The sequence below is a fragment of the Prauserella marina genome, from assembly GCF_002240355.1.
In the GTDB taxonomy this organism is placed as follows: domain Bacteria; phylum Actinomycetota; class Actinomycetes; order Mycobacteriales; family Pseudonocardiaceae; genus Prauserella_A; species Prauserella_A marina.
The window spans coordinates 18,676-37,078 of the sequence record NZ_CP016354.1 but is presented as its reverse complement, the minus strand read 5'-3'; the positions used below and the strand labels follow the sequence as shown (position 1 = coordinate 37,078).

At 67.4% G+C, this 18,403-nt stretch carries 29 protein-coding genes; 7 read left to right on the top strand and 22 right to left on the bottom strand.

Annotated features, from left to right (window positions below; genetic code table 11):
- Positions 1 to 95: 95 nt before the first annotated feature.
- A complete protein-coding gene (locus BAY61_RS32135; RefSeq protein WP_091810587.1) occupies positions 96 to 1,364 on the top strand; it encodes a Y-family DNA polymerase in 1,269 nt (422 codons plus the stop codon).
- 215 nt (positions 1,365 to 1,579) lie between these two features.
- On the opposite strand, the gene BAY61_RS32130 is transcribed toward BAY61_RS32135, so the two are convergent.
- Together BAY61_RS32130 and BAY61_RS32125 are read right to left on the bottom strand one after the other, a co-directional pair.
- On the bottom strand, positions 1,580 to 1,819 hold the full coding sequence (locus BAY61_RS32130; RefSeq protein WP_091810588.1) for a type II toxin-antitoxin system RelE family toxin: 240 nt from the start codon (positions 1,817 to 1,819) through the stop codon (positions 1,580 to 1,582).
- Between the two features lie 32 nt (positions 1,820 to 1,851).
- Complete coding sequence (locus BAY61_RS32125; protein WP_091810589.1) at positions 1,852 to 2,142, bottom strand: type II toxin-antitoxin system Phd/YefM family antitoxin; 291 nt, start codon at positions 2,140 to 2,142, stop codon at positions 1,852 to 1,854.
- Between the two features lie 156 nt (positions 2,143 to 2,298).
- On the opposite strand from BAY61_RS32125, the gene BAY61_RS32120 reads away from it, so the two are divergent.
- Together BAY61_RS32120 and BAY61_RS32115 are read left to right on the top strand one after the other, a co-directional pair.
- The gene (locus tag BAY61_RS32120) at positions 2,299 to 2,772 is read left to right on the top strand and encodes a hypothetical protein (RefSeq protein WP_091810590.1); all 474 of its coding nucleotides are present in this window, start codon (positions 2,299 to 2,301) and stop codon (positions 2,770 to 2,772) included.
- 87 nt (positions 2,773 to 2,859) lie between these two features.
- Entirely contained in the window at positions 2,860 to 3,147 is a 288-nt protein-coding gene (locus BAY61_RS32115) for a hypothetical protein (protein ID WP_091810591.1), read from the top strand.
- 286 nt (positions 3,148 to 3,433) lie between these two features.
- Here BAY61_RS32115 and BAY61_RS32110 read toward each other — a convergent pair whose 3' ends face one another.
- From BAY61_RS32110 to BAY61_RS32065, 11 genes are all read right to left on the bottom strand, one after another.
- Positions 3,434 to 4,603 (bottom strand): protein-L-isoaspartate O-methyltransferase family protein, encoded by a 1,170-nt coding sequence (locus BAY61_RS32110; RefSeq protein WP_091810592.1) that lies wholly within the window; start codon positions 4,601 to 4,603, stop codon positions 3,434 to 3,436.
- The gene (locus BAY61_RS32105) at positions 4,600 to 5,049 is read right to left on the bottom strand and encodes a lasso peptide biosynthesis B2 protein (protein ID WP_091810593.1); all 450 of its coding nucleotides are present in this window, start codon (positions 5,047 to 5,049) and stop codon (positions 4,600 to 4,602) included. Before BAY61_RS32105 ends, BAY61_RS32110 begins: the two co-directional genes overlap by 4 nt.
- The gene (locus tag BAY61_RS32100; RefSeq protein ID WP_170140331.1) at positions 5,046 to 5,276 is read right to left on the bottom strand and encodes a PqqD family peptide modification chaperone; all 231 of its coding nucleotides are present in this window, start codon (positions 5,274 to 5,276) and stop codon (positions 5,046 to 5,048) included. The genes BAY61_RS32105 and BAY61_RS32100 overlap by 4 nt, the downstream gene beginning before the upstream one ends.
- A gap of 65 nt (positions 5,277 to 5,341) precedes the next feature.
- The gene (locus tag BAY61_RS32095) at positions 5,342 to 7,144 is read right to left on the bottom strand and encodes an asparagine synthase-related protein (protein ID WP_143021471.1); all 1,803 of its coding nucleotides are present in this window, start codon (positions 7,142 to 7,144) and stop codon (positions 5,342 to 5,344) included.
- 9 nt (positions 7,145 to 7,153) lie between these two features.
- Positions 7,154 to 7,300: a lasso RiPP family leader peptide-containing protein gene (locus tag BAY61_RS33250; RefSeq protein WP_110057729.1), complete on the bottom strand. Its 147-nt coding sequence runs from the start codon at positions 7,298 to 7,300 to the stop codon at positions 7,154 to 7,156.
- A 68-nt stretch (positions 7,301 to 7,368) separates the two neighbouring features.
- Complete coding sequence (locus tag BAY61_RS32090; protein ID WP_176879921.1) at positions 7,369 to 8,142, bottom strand: NUDIX domain-containing protein; 774 nt, start codon at positions 8,140 to 8,142, stop codon at positions 7,369 to 7,371.
- Between the two features lie 158 nt (positions 8,143 to 8,300).
- The gene (locus BAY61_RS32085; RefSeq protein WP_091810596.1) at positions 8,301 to 8,525 is read right to left on the bottom strand and encodes a hypothetical protein; all 225 of its coding nucleotides are present in this window, start codon (positions 8,523 to 8,525) and stop codon (positions 8,301 to 8,303) included.
- Complete coding sequence (locus BAY61_RS32080; protein WP_091810597.1) at positions 8,525 to 8,923, bottom strand: hypothetical protein; 399 nt, start codon at positions 8,921 to 8,923, stop codon at positions 8,525 to 8,527. The genes BAY61_RS32085 and BAY61_RS32080 overlap by 1 nt, the downstream gene beginning before the upstream one ends.
- Entirely contained in the window at positions 8,920 to 9,264 is a 345-nt protein-coding gene (locus tag BAY61_RS32075) for a hypothetical protein (RefSeq protein ID WP_143021472.1), read from the bottom strand. Before BAY61_RS32075 ends, BAY61_RS32080 begins: the two co-directional genes overlap by 4 nt.
- A 5-nt stretch (positions 9,265 to 9,269) precedes the next feature.
- The gene (locus BAY61_RS32070) at positions 9,270 to 9,542 is read right to left on the bottom strand and encodes a hypothetical protein (protein ID WP_143021473.1); all 273 of its coding nucleotides are present in this window, start codon (positions 9,540 to 9,542) and stop codon (positions 9,270 to 9,272) included.
- A complete protein-coding gene (locus BAY61_RS32065) occupies positions 9,539 to 10,063 on the bottom strand; it encodes a hypothetical protein (RefSeq protein WP_143021474.1) in 525 nt (174 codons plus the stop codon). The genes BAY61_RS32070 and BAY61_RS32065 overlap by 4 nt, the downstream gene beginning before the upstream one ends.
- Positions 10,064 to 10,439: 376 nt before the next feature.
- Between BAY61_RS32065 and BAY61_RS32060 the strand changes: the two genes are divergently transcribed.
- Both BAY61_RS32060 and BAY61_RS32055 read left to right on the top strand, forming a co-directional pair.
- The gene (locus BAY61_RS32060; RefSeq protein WP_170140330.1) at positions 10,440 to 11,303 is read left to right on the top strand and encodes a helix-turn-helix domain-containing protein; all 864 of its coding nucleotides are present in this window, start codon (positions 10,440 to 10,442) and stop codon (positions 11,301 to 11,303) included.
- A gap of 133 nt (positions 11,304 to 11,436) precedes the next feature.
- Positions 11,437 to 11,685 carry a DUF397 domain-containing protein gene (locus BAY61_RS32055; RefSeq protein ID WP_091810602.1) on the top strand — a complete coding sequence of 83 codons (249 nt, stop codon included), beginning with the start codon at positions 11,437 to 11,439 and terminating at the stop codon, positions 11,683 to 11,685.
- 538 nt (positions 11,686 to 12,223) lie between these two features.
- On the opposite strand, the gene BAY61_RS32050 is transcribed toward BAY61_RS32055, so the two are convergent.
- The 9 genes from BAY61_RS32050 to BAY61_RS33245 form a co-directional block, all read right to left on the bottom strand.
- Complete coding sequence (locus BAY61_RS32050; RefSeq protein ID WP_219341118.1) at positions 12,224 to 12,430, bottom strand: hypothetical protein; 207 nt, start codon at positions 12,428 to 12,430, stop codon at positions 12,224 to 12,226.
- A gap of 116 nt (positions 12,431 to 12,546) precedes the next feature.
- Positions 12,547 to 12,735, bottom strand: a complete 189-nt coding sequence (locus BAY61_RS32045) for a hypothetical protein (protein ID WP_091810604.1) — start codon at positions 12,733 to 12,735, stop codon at positions 12,547 to 12,549.
- The gene (locus tag BAY61_RS32040; RefSeq protein WP_091810605.1) at positions 12,732 to 13,577 is read right to left on the bottom strand and encodes a GGDEF domain-containing protein; all 846 of its coding nucleotides are present in this window, start codon (positions 13,575 to 13,577) and stop codon (positions 12,732 to 12,734) included. Before BAY61_RS32040 ends, BAY61_RS32045 begins: the two co-directional genes overlap by 4 nt.
- A complete protein-coding gene (locus tag BAY61_RS32035) occupies positions 13,574 to 14,023 on the bottom strand; it encodes an RRQRL motif-containing zinc-binding protein (protein ID WP_091810606.1) in 450 nt (149 codons plus the stop codon). Before BAY61_RS32035 ends, BAY61_RS32040 begins: the two co-directional genes overlap by 4 nt.
- Positions 14,024 to 14,029: 6 nt before the next feature.
- Positions 14,030 to 14,335 carry a hypothetical protein gene (locus tag BAY61_RS32030; RefSeq protein WP_091810607.1) on the bottom strand — a complete coding sequence of 102 codons (306 nt, stop codon included), beginning with the start codon at positions 14,333 to 14,335 and terminating at the stop codon, positions 14,030 to 14,032.
- Positions 14,336 to 14,663: 328 nt separating this feature from the next.
- Entirely contained in the window at positions 14,664 to 15,239 is a 576-nt protein-coding gene (locus tag BAY61_RS32025) for a hypothetical protein (RefSeq protein WP_091810608.1), read from the bottom strand.
- Between the two features lie 260 nt (positions 15,240 to 15,499).
- Entirely contained in the window at positions 15,500 to 15,628 is a 129-nt protein-coding gene (locus tag BAY61_RS33870) for a hypothetical protein (RefSeq protein WP_256328155.1), read from the bottom strand.
- A 604-nt stretch (positions 15,629 to 16,232) separates the two neighbouring features.
- Positions 16,233 to 16,496, bottom strand: coding sequence for a hypothetical protein (locus BAY61_RS32020; RefSeq protein WP_143021475.1), 264 nt, complete (start codon positions 16,494 to 16,496; stop codon positions 16,233 to 16,235).
- Between the two features lie 135 nt (positions 16,497 to 16,631).
- The gene (locus BAY61_RS33245; RefSeq protein WP_143021476.1) at positions 16,632 to 16,826 is read right to left on the bottom strand and encodes a type II toxin-antitoxin system Phd/YefM family antitoxin; all 195 of its coding nucleotides are present in this window, start codon (positions 16,824 to 16,826) and stop codon (positions 16,632 to 16,634) included.
- Between the two features lie 296 nt (positions 16,827 to 17,122).
- Between BAY61_RS33245 and BAY61_RS32015 the strand changes: the two genes are divergently transcribed.
- Together BAY61_RS32015 and BAY61_RS32010 are read left to right on the top strand one after the other, a co-directional pair.
- Positions 17,123 to 17,320 (top strand): hypothetical protein, encoded by a 198-nt coding sequence (locus BAY61_RS32015; RefSeq protein WP_091810610.1) that lies wholly within the window; start codon positions 17,123 to 17,125, stop codon positions 17,318 to 17,320.
- Positions 17,321 to 17,527: 207 nt separating this feature from the next.
- Complete coding sequence (locus tag BAY61_RS32010) at positions 17,528 to 18,046, top strand: type II toxin-antitoxin system Phd/YefM family antitoxin (protein WP_170140329.1); 519 nt, start codon at positions 17,528 to 17,530, stop codon at positions 18,044 to 18,046.
- Positions 18,047 to 18,403: the final 357 nt, after the last annotated feature.

Sequence of the window (18,403 nt, the reverse complement as noted above, 5' to 3'; positions counted from 1 at the left end):
ACTCGTGGTTCCCGACAGCGCGTACGCCAGCTTCTCCGGGAGCCAACGAGCCGCAGTAACGGCGGCAACCCTTGTAGCGCAAACGGAGACGGGGCATGGTTGATCGTCGCCGCGTGGTCCTGTTAGCCGATGTGGACGCGATGTACGTTTCGACCGAACGCGTTTTCAATTCCGCACTCACGCGGCGGCCGGTCGTGGTGCTGTCCAACAACGACGGCTGCGTTGTCGCGCGCAGCCGCGAAGCGAAGGCGCTCGGGATCGGCATGGGCGAACCGTGGTTCAAAGTGAAGGCCCGGCCGGATTGCCGCGCAGTGACGGCGTTGTCGTCGAACTACGAGCTATATGGGGATTTCAGCGCACGGCTGGCAACGGTGTGCGCGCAGCTGGCGGCGGCAGTCGAGCAGTACTCGATCGACGAATGCTTCCTCGAAGCGCCAGAGACCGAGGCAGCAGAAATCGCGCGCCAGGTGCGCGAATGTGCCGCACGGTGGCTCGGGCTGCCCGTCACCGTCGGAATCGGCGCGACGAAAACACTGGCGAAGATCGCCACCAACCACGCCAAAGACACCGGGATCGGAGTGTTCAACATCGACGGTCTCGACCAGGCCGAGCTCGCCGAGCTGCTGGCCAGCATCCCCGTGGGTGACGTATGGGGCATCGGAACGAGGCTTTCGGCGCGCCTGGCCACGCAAGGCGTCGCGACAGCGGGCGCGCTTGCCCAGCTGGATCCGGGCTGGGTGCGCCGCGCGTACACCATCGTCGTCGAACGCACCGTCCGCGAACTGCAAGGCGTGCCATGCATCCCGCTGGCCGCCCAGCCCGCTCCGCGCCGCTCGATCATGCACTGCCGGCATCTCGGACAACCGGCATCGACTCAGAACGAGGTCGCAGCGGCGGCAGGGGCGTTCGCGCAGGCCGTGTCCGCCAAGCTCCGACGTTTCGGACTAGCCGTCCCGGCGATCACCGTGATGCTGTCCACCGGGGGATTCGGCCCGGGTCCTCACCATCACGGCCAGGCCACCCAGGGGTTTCCGGTACCACGGAATGCCGCAGGCCAGCTGGCGACCGCAGCGGCGCGGCTCGCCCGCGACACCTGGCAGCCGGGCCACCGCTACAAGCGGATCGGAGTGCTCGCCTCAGACCTCGTTCCGGCGACCAGCATTCAGCCGCTGTGGCCGGACGACCCGCGCCACGACCGGCTCGCCACAACGCTCGACACGATCACCGCCCGGTACGGGCAGGGCCGCGTCGGCTACGGCAGTACCGGCGTCCGCGAGCCGACCCAGTGGAGCTGGCGGATGCGCCAAGACATGCGGTCGCCACGGTTCACCACACGCTGGGACGAAATTCCCGTGGTGTCATGAACCAGCCGATGCACTTGTTGCCGGTGTGACCAGTGACCTGACCACTGGCAACATCGGCGCGGGCGCTACGTATTGAGCGCGGCAAGGCCGAGCGCTAACCCCATCGTGATCCCGGGTCGCCGTTGGCAGTTCGCCGATGGCGCACCAGGCCATCCGGCGGACCAGGTCGAACTCGTCGGCCTCATGTCACACCTACTTGTCGGTGGCGATCACGGTCAATCCGGCTCGGGAAGGGGGCTGGCGAGCCGGGGTGCTGGTTCGATCACGAGCACGAGCACCTGGCCGTCCGAGCGGATCTCGTAGAGGACGGAGACGTCGGCGACCAGCAAGCGGAATACCCCCGATTGCCCTGTCAGCGCGGTCGCGCCGACAGGGTGCTGGTTAGTGCCGAGCGTGTCGACTGCGGTCTGCACGCGCCGTCGCAGCGGCTTGTTCAGCTGTGCCAGCGACCGCACTGCCGACCGGGTAATTGCCACCGGGGACCGGCTCACTGGCTCCCGTCCTCGAGTTCGGCGACCGCGTGATCCCACGGCACGGTGTCCGCCGCGTTGGCGCGGGCCTGCGCGGCTCGCTGCGACCAGTACTCGTCCTCGATGCGCTCGATGTTCTCCGCCAGCTCCACCGGTACTAGAGCGGCGATCCGGTGGTCATAGCGGGTCAGGTAGACGATGCCACCCGCCCGGACGTCCTCGATCAACTCCGGCATTCGCTTGCGCGCGTCCGGCGCCGGTACTTCCTGCACCGACGCCACGTTCGGCCGCTGGGGGTCACCACTCATACCCAAAACGTACTAGATGGCCGCCGCGTCGTGAAATAACGAAAGTAGATTTCTTGACAAAATGTCAGAGACGGCTAAAGTTGACGACATGAATCAGCGCGCTGACCGACCAAACAGCACGCTGAACAGTGGAAACGAGTGAATGGGGATTTGCCCATGAAGCCGATCGTCGACGCCGACATCGACGTCACCGGCACGGTGTTTCACATGGACGTCGAGGCCGAGGGCACGGCCGGCGACATCGTCACCGTCGCCTACGCCACGACCGAAGACGGTAAAACGGCCCGCGTGATGCTGCGTATCCCAGCCGACGGCGCCAACTACATCCGCCGCAACATCGAGGCCGCCACTCCCACCCCTGCCGCGGCCGAGAAGGGCCTGGGCGTCGACACCCGCGAGCACCGCACCGAGCTGATCTGGTCGGAGACCGGGAACGCCGCTTGGGCCGAGCGCGCGGGCTGGTCGCTCTACGTCGACGCCGAGCTCATCGCTCACACGGCTGAGGCCCTGCGCGCTGACCAGGCCACGGAGTGGGCCAACCGGCAGCTCGCCGAAGGCATGATCTGGCTCCAGGGGCACGCCACCAGCTCCTTCTATTGGGTCGCAAGCCCCTCGACTCGCCTCCGATAACTGGTGTTTTCCCACTACCGGCCGCGCCCCGGTGTGCGGCACCCCGCTCCACCGACCACCCGCGCCAGAACCAGAAAGGGCAACCCGATGACCAGCAGCATCAACACCGAGATGGCCACCATCGAGCAGCGCCTGACCGTGCTGACCAAGGTCCGCGAAGTCTTCCCCGACGCTGCTCCCGGCAAGCTCATGGGCATCGTCGAGTGGATAGTCACCGGCGCGATGCCGCTGAACCCAGCCGCCTTGGAGGTCGCCGCGAAGCGGCTCGCCGCCGCCGATGACGCCGACTGGAACGCGTACCACACCGACCGCAACCGTTACCGGGGCATGGTCGCCACGACCCTCGACGCCTACTTCGCCGCAACCCACCGCTGACCCCGGACGCCCACTTCTTCTCCCGCGCCGTCTGGGCCGCTCCTCTCCCTGCCAGCTGCAATCACCTTCTCGGCCGAGCGAAGGGGAGTTCGCGAGACCTCGACTGAGGCACTGGAGCGTGAGCTCGTGGCCTCTGCATAGCGGAGCCGAATAGACAAGCCATTGCTGAGGCCGTGCTGGTCAGGGCGGAGTGTGGGTCGGCTCGTTGGTACCGCACGGCATGGTGCGGCCCATGACGACACACAAGGTGCTCGCAACCCGAGCTGCTGCCGGAGGAGCGCTTCCGTCAGCGGGCGCTGGGCGACGCATCGGCGCATTCCCACTGGGAGGGAACCAGCAACGGTGCCGGTGTTCCGCTCGCGGGCGCGAATCGAGCGCGCCACTCGGTTGCGGCGGGCTGGCCGGACGAGTCCCACTCGTGCACCAGTTGGTGGAGCTGCTCGCGAAGCGGCGCGATTGTCGACTCAGGGCCAGCGTGTAGCAGATCCCCGTTGTGCTGTACCCACACTGCCGCGTCGTCCTCCACCAGCGCGGTCGACCCGGCCGCCGGGGAGAACTCCGGGGCATCCAGGTATGCCCGGTTCGTTCGAGCGTCGCGCACGCCGAGATAGAACCCCAGGTCGTTGTACCGGTCTGGCCCAGCGGCAGGGACCGCGGCGACGTCCCGGCCCACGTTGTCCGCCGAGATCGAGGTGTTCGGATCGTGCGCGAACAGTACGCTTGGCCGGAGATTCCCCGCTGCGGGCATGAAGTCCGCCCAGAGCGCGCACCGTCCCTGCACCGTCACCCGCCCGGCGGTTTGGACGGTGAGGATGGGGTGCACGCCTGCGTGTGCGATCGGCGCGAGCAGCATCCCTCCCTCGACGAGCTGGTCCAGCCACACCGGGGGAACGCCGGCGATGCCGCACGTGGCGATGATCCGGTCGAAACGACCGCCGGCGGGATCTCCGTGATATCCGTCGGCGTGTACGACCCGCACACGGTCGGCCAGGCCGAGCTCGTCGATCGTGGCGCCGGCGTTCGCGGCCGCGACCCGGCCGGCTTCGACCGCAGTCACCTCCGCGCCGGTGATCGCCGCGAGCAGTGCCGCGTTGTAGCCGGTCCCGCCGCCGATCTCCAGCACCCGCATCCCTGGCCGCAAATCCAGGGCTTCCAGCATCTTCGCCATCACGCTCGGCCCAGACGACGAGCTCGTCGGGTCACCGTCGCTGCCGTCGTGGGTGAACAGTGCGTTGTTCGCGTAGATCACGTCGAGCAGCCGTGCCGAGGGCAGCTCCCCCGGCGCGAGGGTGTACCGGTCGGCCCGGTAGTAGAACGAGCGCAGGAACCGGTGGCGTGGGACCGTGGCGAACGCCTTCTGCACCGCGGGGCTGCGGATTGCGCCGAGCTCACGCAGATCGGCTGCGTACCGGGCGAGGCGCTGGTCCAGGTCGAGGTGTCCGGTCGTCGTGCTCATCGCGGCAGTATCCCCTTTCGGGAGGGTTCAACGGTGATGATCGGGCTGTAGAGCCAGCGCGGATCGAACGGCTCCCCTACCGGTTTGTCGTCGGCTTCGACCCAGGCGTGCAGCGCCGGCGGCGGGGAGACGACGCCGACTCGCCACGTCACGGCGACCCCGGCGAACCGGCAGGCGAGCACGATGGCGACCGAGCGCAGCAGGCACCCGTGATCGCTCGCGGCGTGCAGCGACACGGTCGCCACCATGGCGCGGGCCCGCAGCGCCACCTCGACTGGCGCGGGACGGGCACCACGGTGCAGCACCCGCAGCAGCCGGCGAAGCCGAGCCGGGCGCGCGCGGACGAGGGCCAGGAGTAGCCAGGCCGCGGCCACCGCCGTCCGGGCGCGCAGCTGCTCGCCCAGCGCGAGCCGCGCGGGCTGCTCAAGCACGATCGGGGCGCTCACCGCCGCACCAGCTTCCGCCGCGCCAGGTCAGTGATCAGCGCGGACAGGTCGTCGCGGGCGGTGTCCTCGGTGACGCCGAATCGTTGGCACACCACGGTGATCGCGGCATCCTGGCCGCCGGCCAGCAGTGCGCGCAGCATCGTCGCGGCGGTGGTGTTGAGATGGACGGTGCGGCCGCGGCGCTCGTCGACGACCACCAGGCCGTCGCTGACCTGCGCGGTGCTCACCGACCGGCCCCACCGCCACGGCCGGTTCGGGTCGTCGAGTCGGCGGCGAGGTAGCAGTGTCGCCATCAGCGGTCTCCCCATGTCAGCGGCGGCGACTCCTGGCGCAGCCAGATTTCCAGGGCAATGAGGTCGGTGACGAACGCGGGCGGGAGCCCGCTCGGTCCGAACGCGGCGAGTTCGTCGACGAGCACCTGCTGGTCGACCAGGCCGAGCTCGACCAGCCGCGACTCAGCCAGCATCGCGCGGACATCGTCGCGGTGGGTGCGCCACCCGCGATAGATATCGGTGTTGTAGTGGCCTTTCGTGCGCCGCGCCAGCAGCTCCGTCGGGACGTCCCGTTGCAACGCGTTGCGCAGCAACGGTTTCGGGCTCCACGGGTCGGTGCGCACTTCGGGCCGGGTGGACAGGCACGCGGTCAGCACCTCGTGGTCGAAGAACGGCATCACAGTCGGCGCACCGGCCACGGCCATCGCGTCGGCGTACAGCGCGGCGCGATACGCCGAGGCGCGTATCCGCACGACCGCGGCGTGCACCGCGGCATCGGGATGCACCGGGGTTCGCGGAGCCGCAGCGAGCGCCGCGATCGCGAGCTCGGCTGCCTCGCTGCTGGCCCACGTCGGCAGCAGCGGCGGCGCTTCCCAGCCCAGGGCCGCGGCCGCCGCGACCGGCTCCCGGCGCAGCCTGGAGCCGGCACGTTCCAGCCAGCTGTCGAACTGCCCAGGACCACGGAGGGCTTCGCGCATTACCGCCGAGGCTCGCAGCCCGCGCAGCGCGGCGAATCCGCGCAGGTGCCGCCATCCGAGGCGCGGTGCTCGCCGCAGCAGCCCCGACAGGAAGGCCCACGGCGCGAGCAGCACCTCGTCGCCGCCCTGACCGTTGAAATGCAGCGTGACCGCCCGCTCGGCGAGCGCGGCACCGGCGAAGCGTTGCCGTGCACCGCCGGCGGCGAACGAGCACGGCTCGTCCATCCCCGCGACCGGATGCTCAAGCCGGGCGAAGAACGCGGGCATCTCCGCGACCGTGAAGATCCGGTGCTCGCCGGCCGGAATCGTGCGCGCGATCCGCCGGGCCCAGGACAGGTCCTCATCGACCGGAGACGCCCCGGCCGTGGTCACCATCAAGGGGTCCGCCTCGGCAGCCAGCAGCGCGATCGCCGCTGAATCCAGACCGCCGGACAACTGCACGGACACCCGCCCGCCCGCGCGGCGCGCGCGGCCACAAATGCCGCGGGCCAATGCCTGCCGCAGCAACTGCGCCCCCTCAGCGAGCGGCTTCTCCGGCTCCGGCGGCCGCCACCACGGCCGCACCCGGACCGCGTCGCCGGCGAGTTCGGCGACACACCCGGCGGCCACGGGCGACACCCCAACGAACGGGGAACGGGACTCGCGCAGCACGCTCGGCATCTCGGGGCTGGCCAGCTTGGCCGCCACCCACCCGCGATCAACCGGCGCGTCGATCAGGCGCCGCAGGATCTCGGCATGGCTGGCCGCGACCGCCACACCTGCGGCGATCGCGGTGAACACGCGCCGGAAACCCGCCGCGTCCGCCACCGCGCACACCCGGCCCGGCTCCGCGGTCACCAGGTGAGCACTGCCCACCTGCCGCATCCACTCCGCCACGGTGCCCGCCGGGTTCAACTCGTCGACGATCGCCTCCCCCAGCACGGCCACCACCGTCGCGCCCCACCTCATGATCCGCGGAGCACGCACCGCCGGCGCGGTGAGCAACCACGGCCGCCCGGACGGATGCCGCGCCGCCACAGTGCCCACCGTGGCCAGCGCGGACGCCACGGGCCCGGCAGCAGCTACATCCGGCAGCGCGCACCACCAGTGAGGTCTGCCGAGCCCGAGGCGATCAGCGTCGGACATCAGAGCCGATCACTGTTCCCAGTAGCCGCCGGCGTCCCCGTCATCGGAGATCGACCGCGAATACTGGCCCTCAGTCACCGCACCGAAATCGCCCACCTCGGTCACGGTCGGCGGCTCGTACGCCTGGGACTGTTCCTGCTGTTGGGATTCCTGCATCAACAACTTCCTCCTTCTCGACTTCCTCGGCCCATCTGGTCGAGGACAACTCTGGTTGGTGGATGTGGTCACGAAAATCCCTTGGCCGCCGCGTCGATGTCGGCCTGGTCCAGCGCGCGAGCAAGCAGCGGGCGGTGTGCTTCGTATAGTTGCTCGCCCGCCGCGCCCATGTCCTGTGTCAGCTGCTCCAGGCCAGCGAACGGCCACCACCGGGCGTCAGTGGCGTCGGAGCCGGCGACTGCGGTTCGCTGCTCAGGGAGAACGTAGAGCGCCACGGTGGAGCAGACCCAGGCATGATCGGTGGCACGCCAGTCCTTCACATAGGTGCGCGCGAGAACGGTCGGCGTGATCTCGGCGAGGTCGACGCCGGTTTCCTCGCGCAGCTCGCGCACGAGCGCAGAGGGAGCGGTCTCACCGGCATCGACCATCCCGCCGGGGATTGCCCATACCCCAATGTCATCGCGCTTGATCAGCAGCACATGGCGGTCAGCGCCGGACCCGGCGACGACGATGGGGTCCGCGGCCGTGTTCTCACCCCACTTGCCGAGATTGCGTCCGCACCGCCCAGTCCGGCCTACCGGGTTGAGCGGCCAGCCGTGATCGTCCAGCGAAAACGGCACCAGCGCAGCAGCTTGCCGCTCGGCCCAGTCAGGCACGTCTCCCGGCCAGACACACTGTTCCGCCCAGCCCTCGGCGACGCTGACGGGCAGCCCGTCCGGACGCAGCGGTGGTGGGGTGATGTCGACCGGGGCGTAGTCGCGCCACGGCATCGACCAGGAACGCATGTCATCCGGCATTGGAATGCCCGGATGATCAACAGAGACGAACTGCCTTTCCGGCATCGGAAGCCCTTTCCAATAGAGGCGGGAGTACCGCGCTTCTTCACTGACAGGCTGAGGTGTCAACGTGCTCGTGCCTGATGTGTAGCGGGACCCCGGCCCGGACAGCTCGGTGTCCGGGCCGGGGCCGGGGGTTCGCCAGTTGGTCTTCGATAGCTCGTTCACCGCGGGTGGCGGGGAATGGGCTGTGTCGCATCGAGATAGCGGTCCTGCCGGTGCATATGGCGAACTCGTTGCTGCGCCGGCGTTTCCTCGTGCTCGACGTAGCTCTGGTGGCGACGAGCTCGGCGGGTGTGCAGCCACAGCACGATTCCGGCCAGGATGACCAGCGCGACCACCCCGACCAGAACCGCGCCGAGCACCAACCCGCCGAACTGCCACGCCATCAGCAACCGGCCTGTCCCGGGCGCACGTCCCGGACGTCGGGCCGGCCGTCGCGGTTCCAGTCACCGATCGCGCAGATCAGGTCCTCATAGAGGAGCGTGCGGGGGCCGTCGCTGCGGATCGTCGGGCCCCATCGCAGGTTCTCGGTCATCTGCACCCACGAGCCGGACGCCGGGTCGAGCCAGACGTGCACCATCTCCAGGCCCGGCTCCGTTTCGGCGTAGGCGTACCGAAGTTCGGGAAACCGCGCGGCGAGGTAGGCGCGCAGTTGCGGGCGCTCCAGGTGGTTCGGCACCCACGCCGGTTCCGGTTTCACGGTGCTGGCCGCGACACAGGCCAGGATCTCGGCCTCGGACCACTCCGGGGTAGGCGAGGTCGCGAAGGCAACGACGGTGCTCACCGCGCACCACCTCGCCGCGGGCTTTCACTGGCCAGCCACATTCCGGCCAGCTGCGAGAGCCGGTCGTAGAGCGGGGCGCCGGACTCCTTCACACCGTGGCGGCCGTTGTCACGCACGATCAGCACGACGTACTCGTGCGTGTAGGCGTGCCGCCACACGTGCAGCACTTCGCCGTCGGCGCGATGGCTCTGCTGGGCGTGCGCGAGGTCCGGCTCGGCTTCGCGCAGCATGGCCATGAACCCGCAGTCGCCCACGGGCACCGGAACGGCCGGGCGTTCCGGCCGGTCGGTGGCAGCCAATGCCAGCGTCGGCAGCTCGTTCTCCGACAGGGTGGCGATCATCGCCTTCACATCCTTGGATCGATTGGGAATTGCTCCTTGCCCTCCGGGGGCGGCTGCATCCAGCCCCGGAAGTCCTCTGCGGCAGCATGACGCGGGCGCGCCGGCGGGTCGTAGCGATGCAACCCTTCAAGCGTTCGCGTCATCAGCGCGAAATGCGGCGACGGGTTGTCCGGGTCCTCGGTCGGCCACTGGATCGGGCCGGTGTACGCCTGGGCGGGCAGGTGCGTGCCGGGAGCGCGGCGCTCCAGGGGGCTGTCGGGGAACGGGGAGTCGGTCATGGCGTCCACCGCGCTCTCGAGGCGGCGTGGTCGACGGCGCCGGGCCGCCGCTTCGCTTGACCTGCAAGGGGAATCTCGGCCGGGCCGCGGTGGGGCGGGGAGACGGAGGTATGGCCGAATTGCGTGCGGAGGACGTCGACGTCGGGGGGCAGATCGGGCAGCTCCGGTGTGGCCTCGTCCGCTGCGGGGAGGTTGACGCTGAGCTTCGCCACGCACCGCTCACACGGCATTCCCTCGCCGAAAGCTGTGAACTCGAGCTGAGCACGAAGCAGCCGGGCTCCGCAGGCAGCGGTCAGGGACTGGGCCAGCAGGCGGCCCGCAACGATGCCGATGGCGTGTATCTGCCGCTGCGTCTCGCCGACCAGGCCACGTCGATACCGGGCGAACAGCACGATCAGCTCGGTAGCGCCCTGCTTATCGACGGGCAGCACCATCCAGGAGGCCCACGATTCGTCGTCGACGGTCGCGGCGAGTTGAGCGAGCCGCTCAGCTTCGTCGGTCGAACACACGGCACGTTCCACCGGGGCACCCCCGACACAGCCGCGCACCACAAACGGTGCTGCTGTCCTGACTAGCTCTTCCATCACGGCTCCCGTTGCCGGTTGGTCGCGGCGACCCCTGCAAGTCGGGGGCAGGCAGAGAGCCGCCGCAGTCTCTGTGCGTCGGAGGAAGGCCAGCTCAACGCTGTTGGGGGCCACCGGAGCGGGCCTTCCTCCAACCTGTGAGCCGGTCGGGGTACCTTCGCTTGCACAGCACCCCGACGGCTATGTAGAACATATTCCAAGAATATGTTTTGAATAGTCAAGAGTGCCGATCGGGTGAACGGCCGCGAGGAGCGGTCTGAGAACGGGCTACAGGGGCACGGAGAGTGGTCCAGGTCCAGAAAGGTGGATGCAGATGAGCGGAGACGGAGCGGTCAGCCCAACGCTGCGTCGACGGCGTCTCGGCAGGCAGATCCGCGATCGCCGAACCGAACGCAAGATGTCCGGCACCGAGTTGGCCAAGCGCATCGGCGGGATCAACCAGGCCAGGCTGTCCAGGGTCGAGAGCGGCAAAGCCACCCTCACCAAAGTCCAGATCCGCAAGATGACCGAGGTTCTGGAGCTTTCGTCTGAGCAGGCTGAATTGTGGTACGAGCTGTGGCAGGAGGGCGATCAGCTCGGCTGGTGGTCGGAATACGCCGACGTCATCCAGGAACACGGCGAGATGCTGGCCGGGCTGGAATCCGACGCCGCACACATCAGGCAGTACATCGAGGCGTTCATCCCCTTGATGCTGACGACCGAGGAGTACAGCCACGCCGTCGTGTACTCCTCGCAGAACACCAAACCCTCCGACATGGCGCGCAGCGTCGAGTTCCGCATGAAGCGCCAGCACCGGCTCAACGACCCCAACTTCCGCTACACCGTCGTGATCGCAGAAGGCGCCCTGCACCGCCATGTCGGCGGCCGCGAAGTCCTGGCCCGGCAACTGCGGTACCTGCTCGACACCCAGTGGACCGCCACCGTTGAGGTGCTGATCGTGCCGTTCGAGGCCGACGTCTACGCCGCGCAGGGCATGAGTTTCGAAATCATGGAGTTCGCCGATCCCGAAGACCCCGAGTGTGTGTTCATCGAGTTCGCCCCAACGAGCGGGTTCCTGGAGAAGCCCTCCGAGCTGCGCTACTACAACAACATGTGGAGCGTGGCCGCCAGCAAGGCACTCGACGTCGAACAATCCCGCGAGCGCATCGAGAAGGTCTGGGCGGATCTGATCTTGTGACCAGGGCGCCGTTACGGTGATCCGGCGCCGCATCCCCCGCGCGTTGCGTGATGCGGGGTGATGCGGACAGAGCTGACTGGCCCTCCAGCCGGGACGCCTGGTCAGCTCGCCCGTGAAGAGTGAGGAGAAGAAGATGGCAGCAGAACAGCCGCCGCTCGACGCGCTGCGCGACGGCGACTACATCAAATCCAGCCGCTCGCCGCAGAGCCAGCCCGACTGCGTGATGCTCTACGCGACGGACGGCTGGATCGGTGTCCAGGACAGCAAGGAGTACCCCGACAAGCCGAAGGACAAGCGGACCACGCTCGGCTTCACCAAGTCGGAGTTCACCGCTTTCCTGGAAGGCGCGAAGAACGGCGAATTCGATCACCTGATCGCCTAACCGCCGTGTAGCTCGGAAACACGAGCGGAGGCCCGCGCCGGACTCGTCGGCGCGGGCCTCCGTCGTTGGTAGCCCCGGTACTGCTCAGCAGCGTCACGGCTACCGTAGCCGCAGATCATCCCCCACCGACTCACGTGGTGTAACAAGCTCACACGGCACCGGCAAATGCCGCGTGGGCTGCTCGTTCCAGACCTGGCCATCCAGCTGGCGGCCCGCCGCCTTCTTGTCGACTTTGGACATCCACCAGGCGCTCGTCGACGGCACGGCGGGACACCGTCACGCCGCGGCAATCCCAGCGGCTTGGCTTGGACGCCGTTTTCCAGACAAACAATTCTTGCTGACCTGGGCCGTCGTGGCGGGTTCAGATCCGCAGGAACTCCGTGTTGCGCGTTCGCCACCGGGCGGCGTAGCCGGCCAGGCCACGCGGATTGCTCGGCGACCTCGAACTCGCCGAGCTGAGGCATCGGGTCGTGCCACGGGAATGGTCCAGCCCTTCGTCGAAGTGGGTTGGTGGGCGAGAACGAGGTGTCCGCATGCGTTAGTCAGGGGCGCGAGGATCGCCGGCGAGCCGGGCACGGCGGAGCATGTTGTACAGCGCGCCCTCGGTCATCCGCAGTGCGCTGGCCAGGTCGCGATGGCTGCGAATGCCCTGTTCACGCAGGTGCTGGAACTCATGGAGGACTTCGTCGCGGTTGCGGCGCAGCCGCGGATATAGCTCGAGTTCGCCGTGGCGCAGCACGACCACGTAGCACCCGGCGCAGAGGCCACGGGATTTGTGCGCGCGCCCGCCGCGGGCCACGTTCCGGGTCATCGCCATCGATCGCTTGCACCGGGCGCAAGGACGCTGCGCGGCCGTGCCCATCACCGGGCGCCAGAGCAGGTCACGAGCATCTGGATCTCGAACCCGCCCAGCCCGGCGCGGGTCGGGCCGATCGCCGGCAACAGGTTGTCGTCGCGCAGGTGACCGTTCCGCTGCACCTTGACCGGTCGGATGTAGCGGCTGCGGATGCGCTCAAGCAGAGCCTCCGCCGGACTGGGTGCCGCGGTCATCGCGCGACTACCTCCTGGTGGCGCAGCGCGGCCGGGCCGTAGTCCCGGTAGCGCCGCTGCTGGCCTGGCACGATTGCCGTGGCCGGCCGCACCGGGTCGATATCCCGGTCGTAGATCCGCCACCCGCGGTGCATCGCCTTCGCGTCGTACATCGCGATATCCGCGGCCGCGAACGCTTCCTGCACCACCGACGTCCACAGGTCTGCCTCGGCCTCGTCCGGTGCGTCCAGGCTCCAGGTCGGCAGATCGCACAGCCACACCAGCCCAACTGAGACGCCGATGTTCAGCTCACCGACATCCGGCACCTCGACCGGTGCGGTGACCATCTCGACCAGACGTTCCATCTGCTCGTGCAGCGCCGCGAGGGTCAACGTGGTCAGGACGGTGAACTCGTCACCGCCCGGCCGGGCGAGCAGGGCATCCTCCCCAAACTCGGTCATCAGCCGCTGCCCGACGGCCCGCAGGACCGCGTCGCCGACAAGGTGGCCGAGGCTGTCGTTGATCGCCTTGAAGGCGTTCAGGTCGAGCAGCAGAAAGGCGTTCGCAGTGGCGGCCCGCTGCGCCGCGCAGGCGTCCCAGCCCACACGAGTCAGCAGCCCGGAAACCGGGTCGACGAGCGAGTGCTCCAGCTTGCTGCTGGCGGCCTCCAACTCGGTAGCGGCGGTGAACAATTCGCTGGTGCGCCGCCGCAGCCGCTGGCCGGTAACGAACCAGCCAGCGGCCGCAGCCGCAGCGGCGACAGCCGCAGTGGTGGGGAATGTGCGTGACATCGTGTTCTCCTCGAGTTCGATGCCGAATCCCGCCCGCCGCGGCGCGGCGATCGCAGGATTCGCGCTGTTCAAGCGGCGTGTTGTTCGCGTTGGCCGAAATCCCCGGTGATCTCCATGCAGGGCCAGCACGTGCGCGTCAGCGTCGAGACGCACCGCGGCTGCACCTGTCCGCAACGCCGGCAAGTGCGGCGCGCGAGCATGGCTTTCTCCACCGAGGCCAGGACGGCCGGAGTCACGGCGCGCCGGTCGCGCGCCAGGTCAATGCGGTAGAGCTGAGCGATCTCCCGGCGGCGAGCGGCCTTGCGGTGCCGGAAGACCAGCAGCCCGTACGGGTCCTGCGGGCCGATCGACTTCGGCTGCGGCAGATCACGCAGTTGCGAGCGGGTGGCCAGCCCCCGCGGGGCATGCCCCCATTCCCACGCCGGCAAGCCATCGACCCACTCGTCGACGGTCCAGTACGTCTCGTCCCAGAGCTGGATCATGTCCCCGGCGACGCGAAGCGCGGTGACGGTGCCCAACGCCGGTCACCTCGCTACCGGCGCCGGGCGCCGGGCTTCCGGAGCAAGAACCCCCAGCTCGACTTCTCGCCAGACCGCGAACGCCTCGGCCTGGCCCTCCAGATTCCGTGCCCGATTCGGGTCGCCCACAAGCCACGCGCTGGCGACCTCCAGCTCGAAACGCTCCAGCAGCTGGCCCAGCGCGGCGACCCGTTCCGCCGGATCGGCCGTCGCGTACAGCTGGCCGATCCAATACTCGGTGTTGTTGCGCTTGCGCTGGTGAGAATGATGAAACCGTTGCAATGCAGACGACATGGCCTGCTCCCATTCCATGCAGGCCCGCAGCGTTCGCCGAGCACAGAAGCGCCATCAGCGCCCCTCGCCCAAGCCGCCGCAGGGCTGGGCGAATTCAGGCGAGCAAGGTACGGACGCGCTCGACGTCCACCAGGACTGGCCGCAGATGGCACGGGGACCGAGGCGACGACTTCGGTCCGTCGACAACGCGGTCGACGACCTCCGAACCCGGCAGGCTTGGCGATGTCGCTACTCTTGGTGCATCGTTCATAGTGCGCGTCTTTCCCTTCGGATCGGTTGGGGTCGCGTTCGATGCCCTGGTGGGCACAAACGGGGCTGCATCCCCGCCCACCAGGGCATTCGCCTGTCAGGACCGGATCGCGCTCTCCAACGCGTCCAAGGTCTCGTCGTTCTCGGCGTGCTCGGACCACACACTCACCAACTGCGCGACCGTCTCGGGATACGACCCCAGATCCAACAGCGGCTGGATCAGGTCCCCATATAGCGCCGACATCTCCTTCGCCGACCGCGTCTCCGGATCGGCCAGCAGATCAAGCACGTCACCGGCGACGTCCTCCAGCTCTGGCCACGCCCCGCAGGGACGCTGCTTGCCCTCGACCTTCGCCCGAGCGGCCTCGGCCAGGCGCAGGACGATCCGCGCGCCTTCGATGTGCTCCTCGATGATTTCGGCGCGCTCGGTCGGGGTGAAGTTGCTCAGGTTGCCGTCGACCGGGTCGTTGAACACCTGCCAGGCGACCGCCGCCTCCCCCATCGCGCCCTCGGCCAGCCAGGTCAGCGCCGCCGCGTGCAGCGACAGGTCCGACGTCGAAAGCAGCGCCTGCATCGCAACAAGCCCCAGTGCGGAATGCCGCTCATAGAAGTCCAGAGCCTGCTGGGCGGTGATCTCACCAGCCCACTGCTCCGGATGAATCGTCGTGGTCATCTTGCTGTTCCCTTCGGATCAATTTCCGTTGGCGACCGGCTGCATCCGGACACCTACAGCTGTGTGCTTCTACTGTTCAGCCAGCTAGCCCGCGATCTTCAAGTTGTTCATGATGCGTTCTTCCTAGATCTGGGAGGCCAGGTAGGCCGCCGGTGAATCGGCCTCGTCGGCGATGAAGTCCAGGTCGTTGTCGGACAGGTCGTCGACTAGCTCGTACCAGGCGTCCTCGATTCCGTCATGCTCACCATCACCGGCGTCGTTCAGCCGATGGCACAGGCACCAAAGGCGTTCTCGTCGTCGAGGACCGCCTGAGCAACATCCGCGTCGTCGCTGTTCCATGTGTTCTGCACCAGTTCGGTGACGAGCTCGTGCAACCTGGTCTTGCGCATGGGGTCCTCTCCTTTGTCTTGGTTTCTGGGTTGACGACGCGGTTGATCAGCGGTTTGCGAGCCTGGCGCGGCTCCAGCAGCGGAAGGTGATCCGCTCACCGGACGTTGTGTGGGTGAACACCCGGAGGAAGCGGCTGCAATGAACGCTTGCCACCGCCCCCGGCGTGCTCTCGTAACCCTTCAGACTGTCGCCAGGACGAACCTTCGACGCCCTTACGGTCATCACGATCGACCAGTCCCTTCTCTCTTGTTTTCGATCACAGTAAGTAACGTATTGCCTGTTCAAAGGCTTGCGGACTCACCAGCGGTAGGGATTTGAACGGCTGGGAGGCGGCTGCTGCCAGTAGCGCCGACCTTCATGCCTACTCCTGGTAGGGGCCGCTGCATCGGGGCGCAGCGCAGCGCTGCGGTGCTGGCGTGCTCGCGTCGCAGCCTTCGATCGGTTACCGCGAACATGGAGAAGAGGCCGCTCAGGCAGGCAAATCCGAGAACCGGTTCGTCGGCAACGAAGCTCAGGGCCGACATGCTGCTCGTGAATGCCATAAGACCAGCGAGGCGCCGAACAGCAGTGTCCTCCGGTAGCGGATCGCCGGTCGACGGGAGTTCATGCTGCTTGTACCTGGTCTTCGGTGAGGTACGCGCCGAGCTCATGGCGGCCTGCGGCGGCATACTCCGCGGCGGCCAAGCGCTCCCACAGCCGTGCCCAGATCGGGTACGCCTCTCCTATCGCCTGGTAGATCATGGCGACGTGGCTACGCAGCTCGGCCGCCTCCAGGCGTTCGGAAGCCGACAAGGTCGTGCGCTCCTCGAGCGTCGCAGCCGCCGCCCGCTGCTGTTGAGCAATCTTGAACAGGTTCTCGGCGCGCACCTGCCCAGCTCGCAAAGACGTGATAGACACTGAAAGTCTCCTGGGATCGTTCAAACGGTGTCAGGGGCTTTGTGGTTCTGGCCGGGGCGGTCGTCATGTGGAAGTGGTCTTCCGCCTCGGTCAGGACGAACTACCTCACTCGGGCTTGTTGCTGGCTTTCACCTGCCTGATCATCTCGGCGTCCGGTACCGGCACCATCGCAAAGAACGGCTTGCCCTGCCGGTAGACGATGAACTGTTCCCCGTTCCGGAAAACACGCTCACCGAGCTCGGAGAGCTGGGCGCGTACGTTCTGCATGGTCACCTGACCTGAACTCTCGACTGCACTCACAGGAAAGACTTTAAAGTCCTTAATCTTTACATGCAAGCGGTGGCAGTTACTCCGATTGGAGATTCGTACGTGCGCGCGCACCCGCACGTACGACTGGCGCCTGTCAAGTGCGCGCGTACGCTGGTGAGTTCCCAGTTGGCGAGGAAAGCTACGGGGCATGACCACTTCCAAGGCCAGCGACATTGAGGGGCCGGAACCGACTCAGCTCCCCCTCTATCGGCTCCCAGTTCGCCCCCAGCCCCAGCAAAGGCTCCAAATGGGCCATCCACGCCAAGAATGCCCGCAGCGCCTTCCCGATGTTGAACAAAGCCTTCGAGAAGGTCGACGACCGCGCCAACGACGTCGCCGAGGTCCTGCGGGTCGCCGGCGATGCTCTCCCGGATAGCGACGTGATCGCCATCGCCCACGGGATCGCCGATCGGACCGGACGCCCCATCGAGGATGTTGAAGCGGCCGCTGGTGTGAAAGCTCGACGGCTGAGTCACCAAGATTGACCTAATCCGCCCGCGCGTATTAGATGCACGCGAGCAGTTCGCAAAGGGGCCGCTTTGCCTTCCAGGTGAGCCGAGGGGTGGCGAGTCGACTTCGAGGTGACTCTTTTGGTCAACCCAGTTCGAATCTCCGTCGATCCGGCAAATTGGGCGCGACACGCCATGACCCGATCATGTGAACCGGGATCAATGTGCTGTAGGTTGCCGGACATGGACCTTCAGGATGCTCCCGTCGAAGTTTTTCGCAGGAAGCAGCCGAGCTATCTTGCGGCTGTTAGCGCAGGTAGTCACGTCGGTCTGAGCCGTCGCGGCACGAAGATCGGCGTTATCGTGCCACCTGAAGATCACCGTCGCGCTACGTTCGCGGCCAGCGCCGTGGATGGCTTGGCGCAGCTCTCAGAGCAGAAGGCATGCGACATCCGGACTGTGTCAGCTCAAGCCTTTCGCGAGAAGCTGTCTGACTGGCTCGATGCCGTTGAACAGGACGGCATCTCCCTCGCCATCACGAAACACAGGGAGCTCTTGGGCGTCTTCATGCCGAATGGCGACTACGAACACGCCATGTTCGCCGTCCGCATCATGGACGGCCTGGCCCGGCTCGCCGAGGCTGACGGCCCCAACGACCTAAACGCTTTCGCTGCGCGCGTTACCGAGGAGATGTCTCATCACCGGGACAACCTCGACGGGCAACAGCAGTTGGTCCTCGAGGAGGTGGCAAAAGCCTCGTAAACGCCTTCGGGGCGGTCCCCGTAGGGACCGCCCCGGCAAGTTTGGAAGGCGCTGTTACACGCCCGAGTTCTGACGAACCACCCAATTAGTCACTCACTCGGACACTCCAACTGGCCTCACCAGCCAGAGCGCCCTACTCCAACTTCAGTTCACAACCCGAATATCGGCTTCGCACCAACATCCGACATATCCACCGGATGAGCTCGGGCACCACCCCTTGCTCGTCCAGCGAAGTCCAGTGCTTGCGACACCGGCCTTCGCATAACCCCGAACCTTGCGGTTCGGAGAAAGAAGCCCCTCGTCGTGCCAACAACACGGCGCTTCTGGTGGGTCATCATACCCACCACCCGAAGCGCG

Coding starts and splice junctions, on each gene's coding strand:
- BAY61_RS32120 (WP_091810590.1), top strand. CDS start 2,299: ATGAAGCCGATCGTCGACGCCGACATCGACGTCACCGGCACGGTGTTT.
- BAY61_RS32075 (WP_143021472.1), bottom strand. CDS start 9,264: ATGATCGCCACCCTGTCGGAGAACGAGCTGCCGACGCTGGCATTGGCT.
- BAY61_RS32015 (WP_091810610.1), top strand. CDS start 17,123: ATGTTGAACAAAGCCTTCGAGAAGGTCGACGACCGCGCCAACGACGTC.
- BAY61_RS32085 (WP_091810596.1), bottom strand. CDS start 8,525: ATGGCGTGGCAGTTCGGCGGGTTGGTGCTCGGCGCGGTTCTGGTCGGG.
- BAY61_RS32095 (WP_143021471.1), bottom strand. CDS start 7,144: ATGTCCGACGCTGATCGCCTCGGGCTCGGCAGACCTCACTGGTGGTGC.
- BAY61_RS32060 (WP_170140330.1), top strand. CDS start 10,440: ATGAGCGGAGACGGAGCGGTCAGCCCAACGCTGCGTCGACGGCGTCTC.
- BAY61_RS32045 (WP_091810604.1), bottom strand. CDS start 12,735: ATGACCGCGGCACCCAGTCCGGCGGAGGCTCTGCTTGAGCGCATCCGC.
- BAY61_RS32055 (WP_091810602.1), top strand. CDS start 11,437: ATGGCAGCAGAACAGCCGCCGCTCGACGCGCTGCGCGACGGCGACTAC.
- BAY61_RS32070 (WP_143021473.1), bottom strand. CDS start 9,542: ATGACCGACTCCCCGTTCCCCGACAGCCCCCTGGAGCGCCGCGCTCCC.
- BAY61_RS32115 (WP_091810591.1), top strand. CDS start 2,860: ATGACCAGCAGCATCAACACCGAGATGGCCACCATCGAGCAGCGCCTG.
- BAY61_RS32135 (WP_091810587.1), top strand. CDS start 96: ATGGTTGATCGTCGCCGCGTGGTCCTGTTAGCCGATGTGGACGCGATG.
- BAY61_RS32030 (WP_091810607.1), bottom strand. CDS start 14,335: ATGGAATGGGAGCAGGCCATGTCGTCTGCATTGCAACGGTTTCATCAT.
- BAY61_RS32025 (WP_091810608.1), bottom strand. CDS start 15,239: ATGACCACGACGATTCATCCGGAGCAGTGGGCTGGTGAGATCACCGCC.
- BAY61_RS32125 (WP_091810589.1), bottom strand. CDS start 2,142: ATGAGTGGTGACCCCCAGCGGCCGAACGTGGCGTCGGTGCAGGAAGTA.
- BAY61_RS32110 (WP_091810592.1), bottom strand. CDS start 4,603: ATGAGCACGACGACCGGACACCTCGACCTGGACCAGCGCCTCGCCCGG.
- BAY61_RS33870 (WP_256328155.1), bottom strand. CDS start 15,628: ATGCGCAAGACCAGGTTGCACGAGCTCGTCACCGAACTGGTGCAGAAC.
- BAY61_RS33250 (WP_110057729.1), bottom strand. CDS start 7,300: ATGCAGGAATCCCAACAGCAGGAACAGTCCCAGGCGTACGAGCCGCCG.
- BAY61_RS32010 (WP_170140329.1), top strand. CDS start 17,528: ATGGACCTTCAGGATGCTCCCGTCGAAGTTTTTCGCAGGAAGCAGCCG.
- BAY61_RS32090 (WP_176879921.1), bottom strand. CDS start 8,142: ATGCCGGAAAGGCAGTTCGTCTCTGTTGATCATCCGGGCATTCCAATG.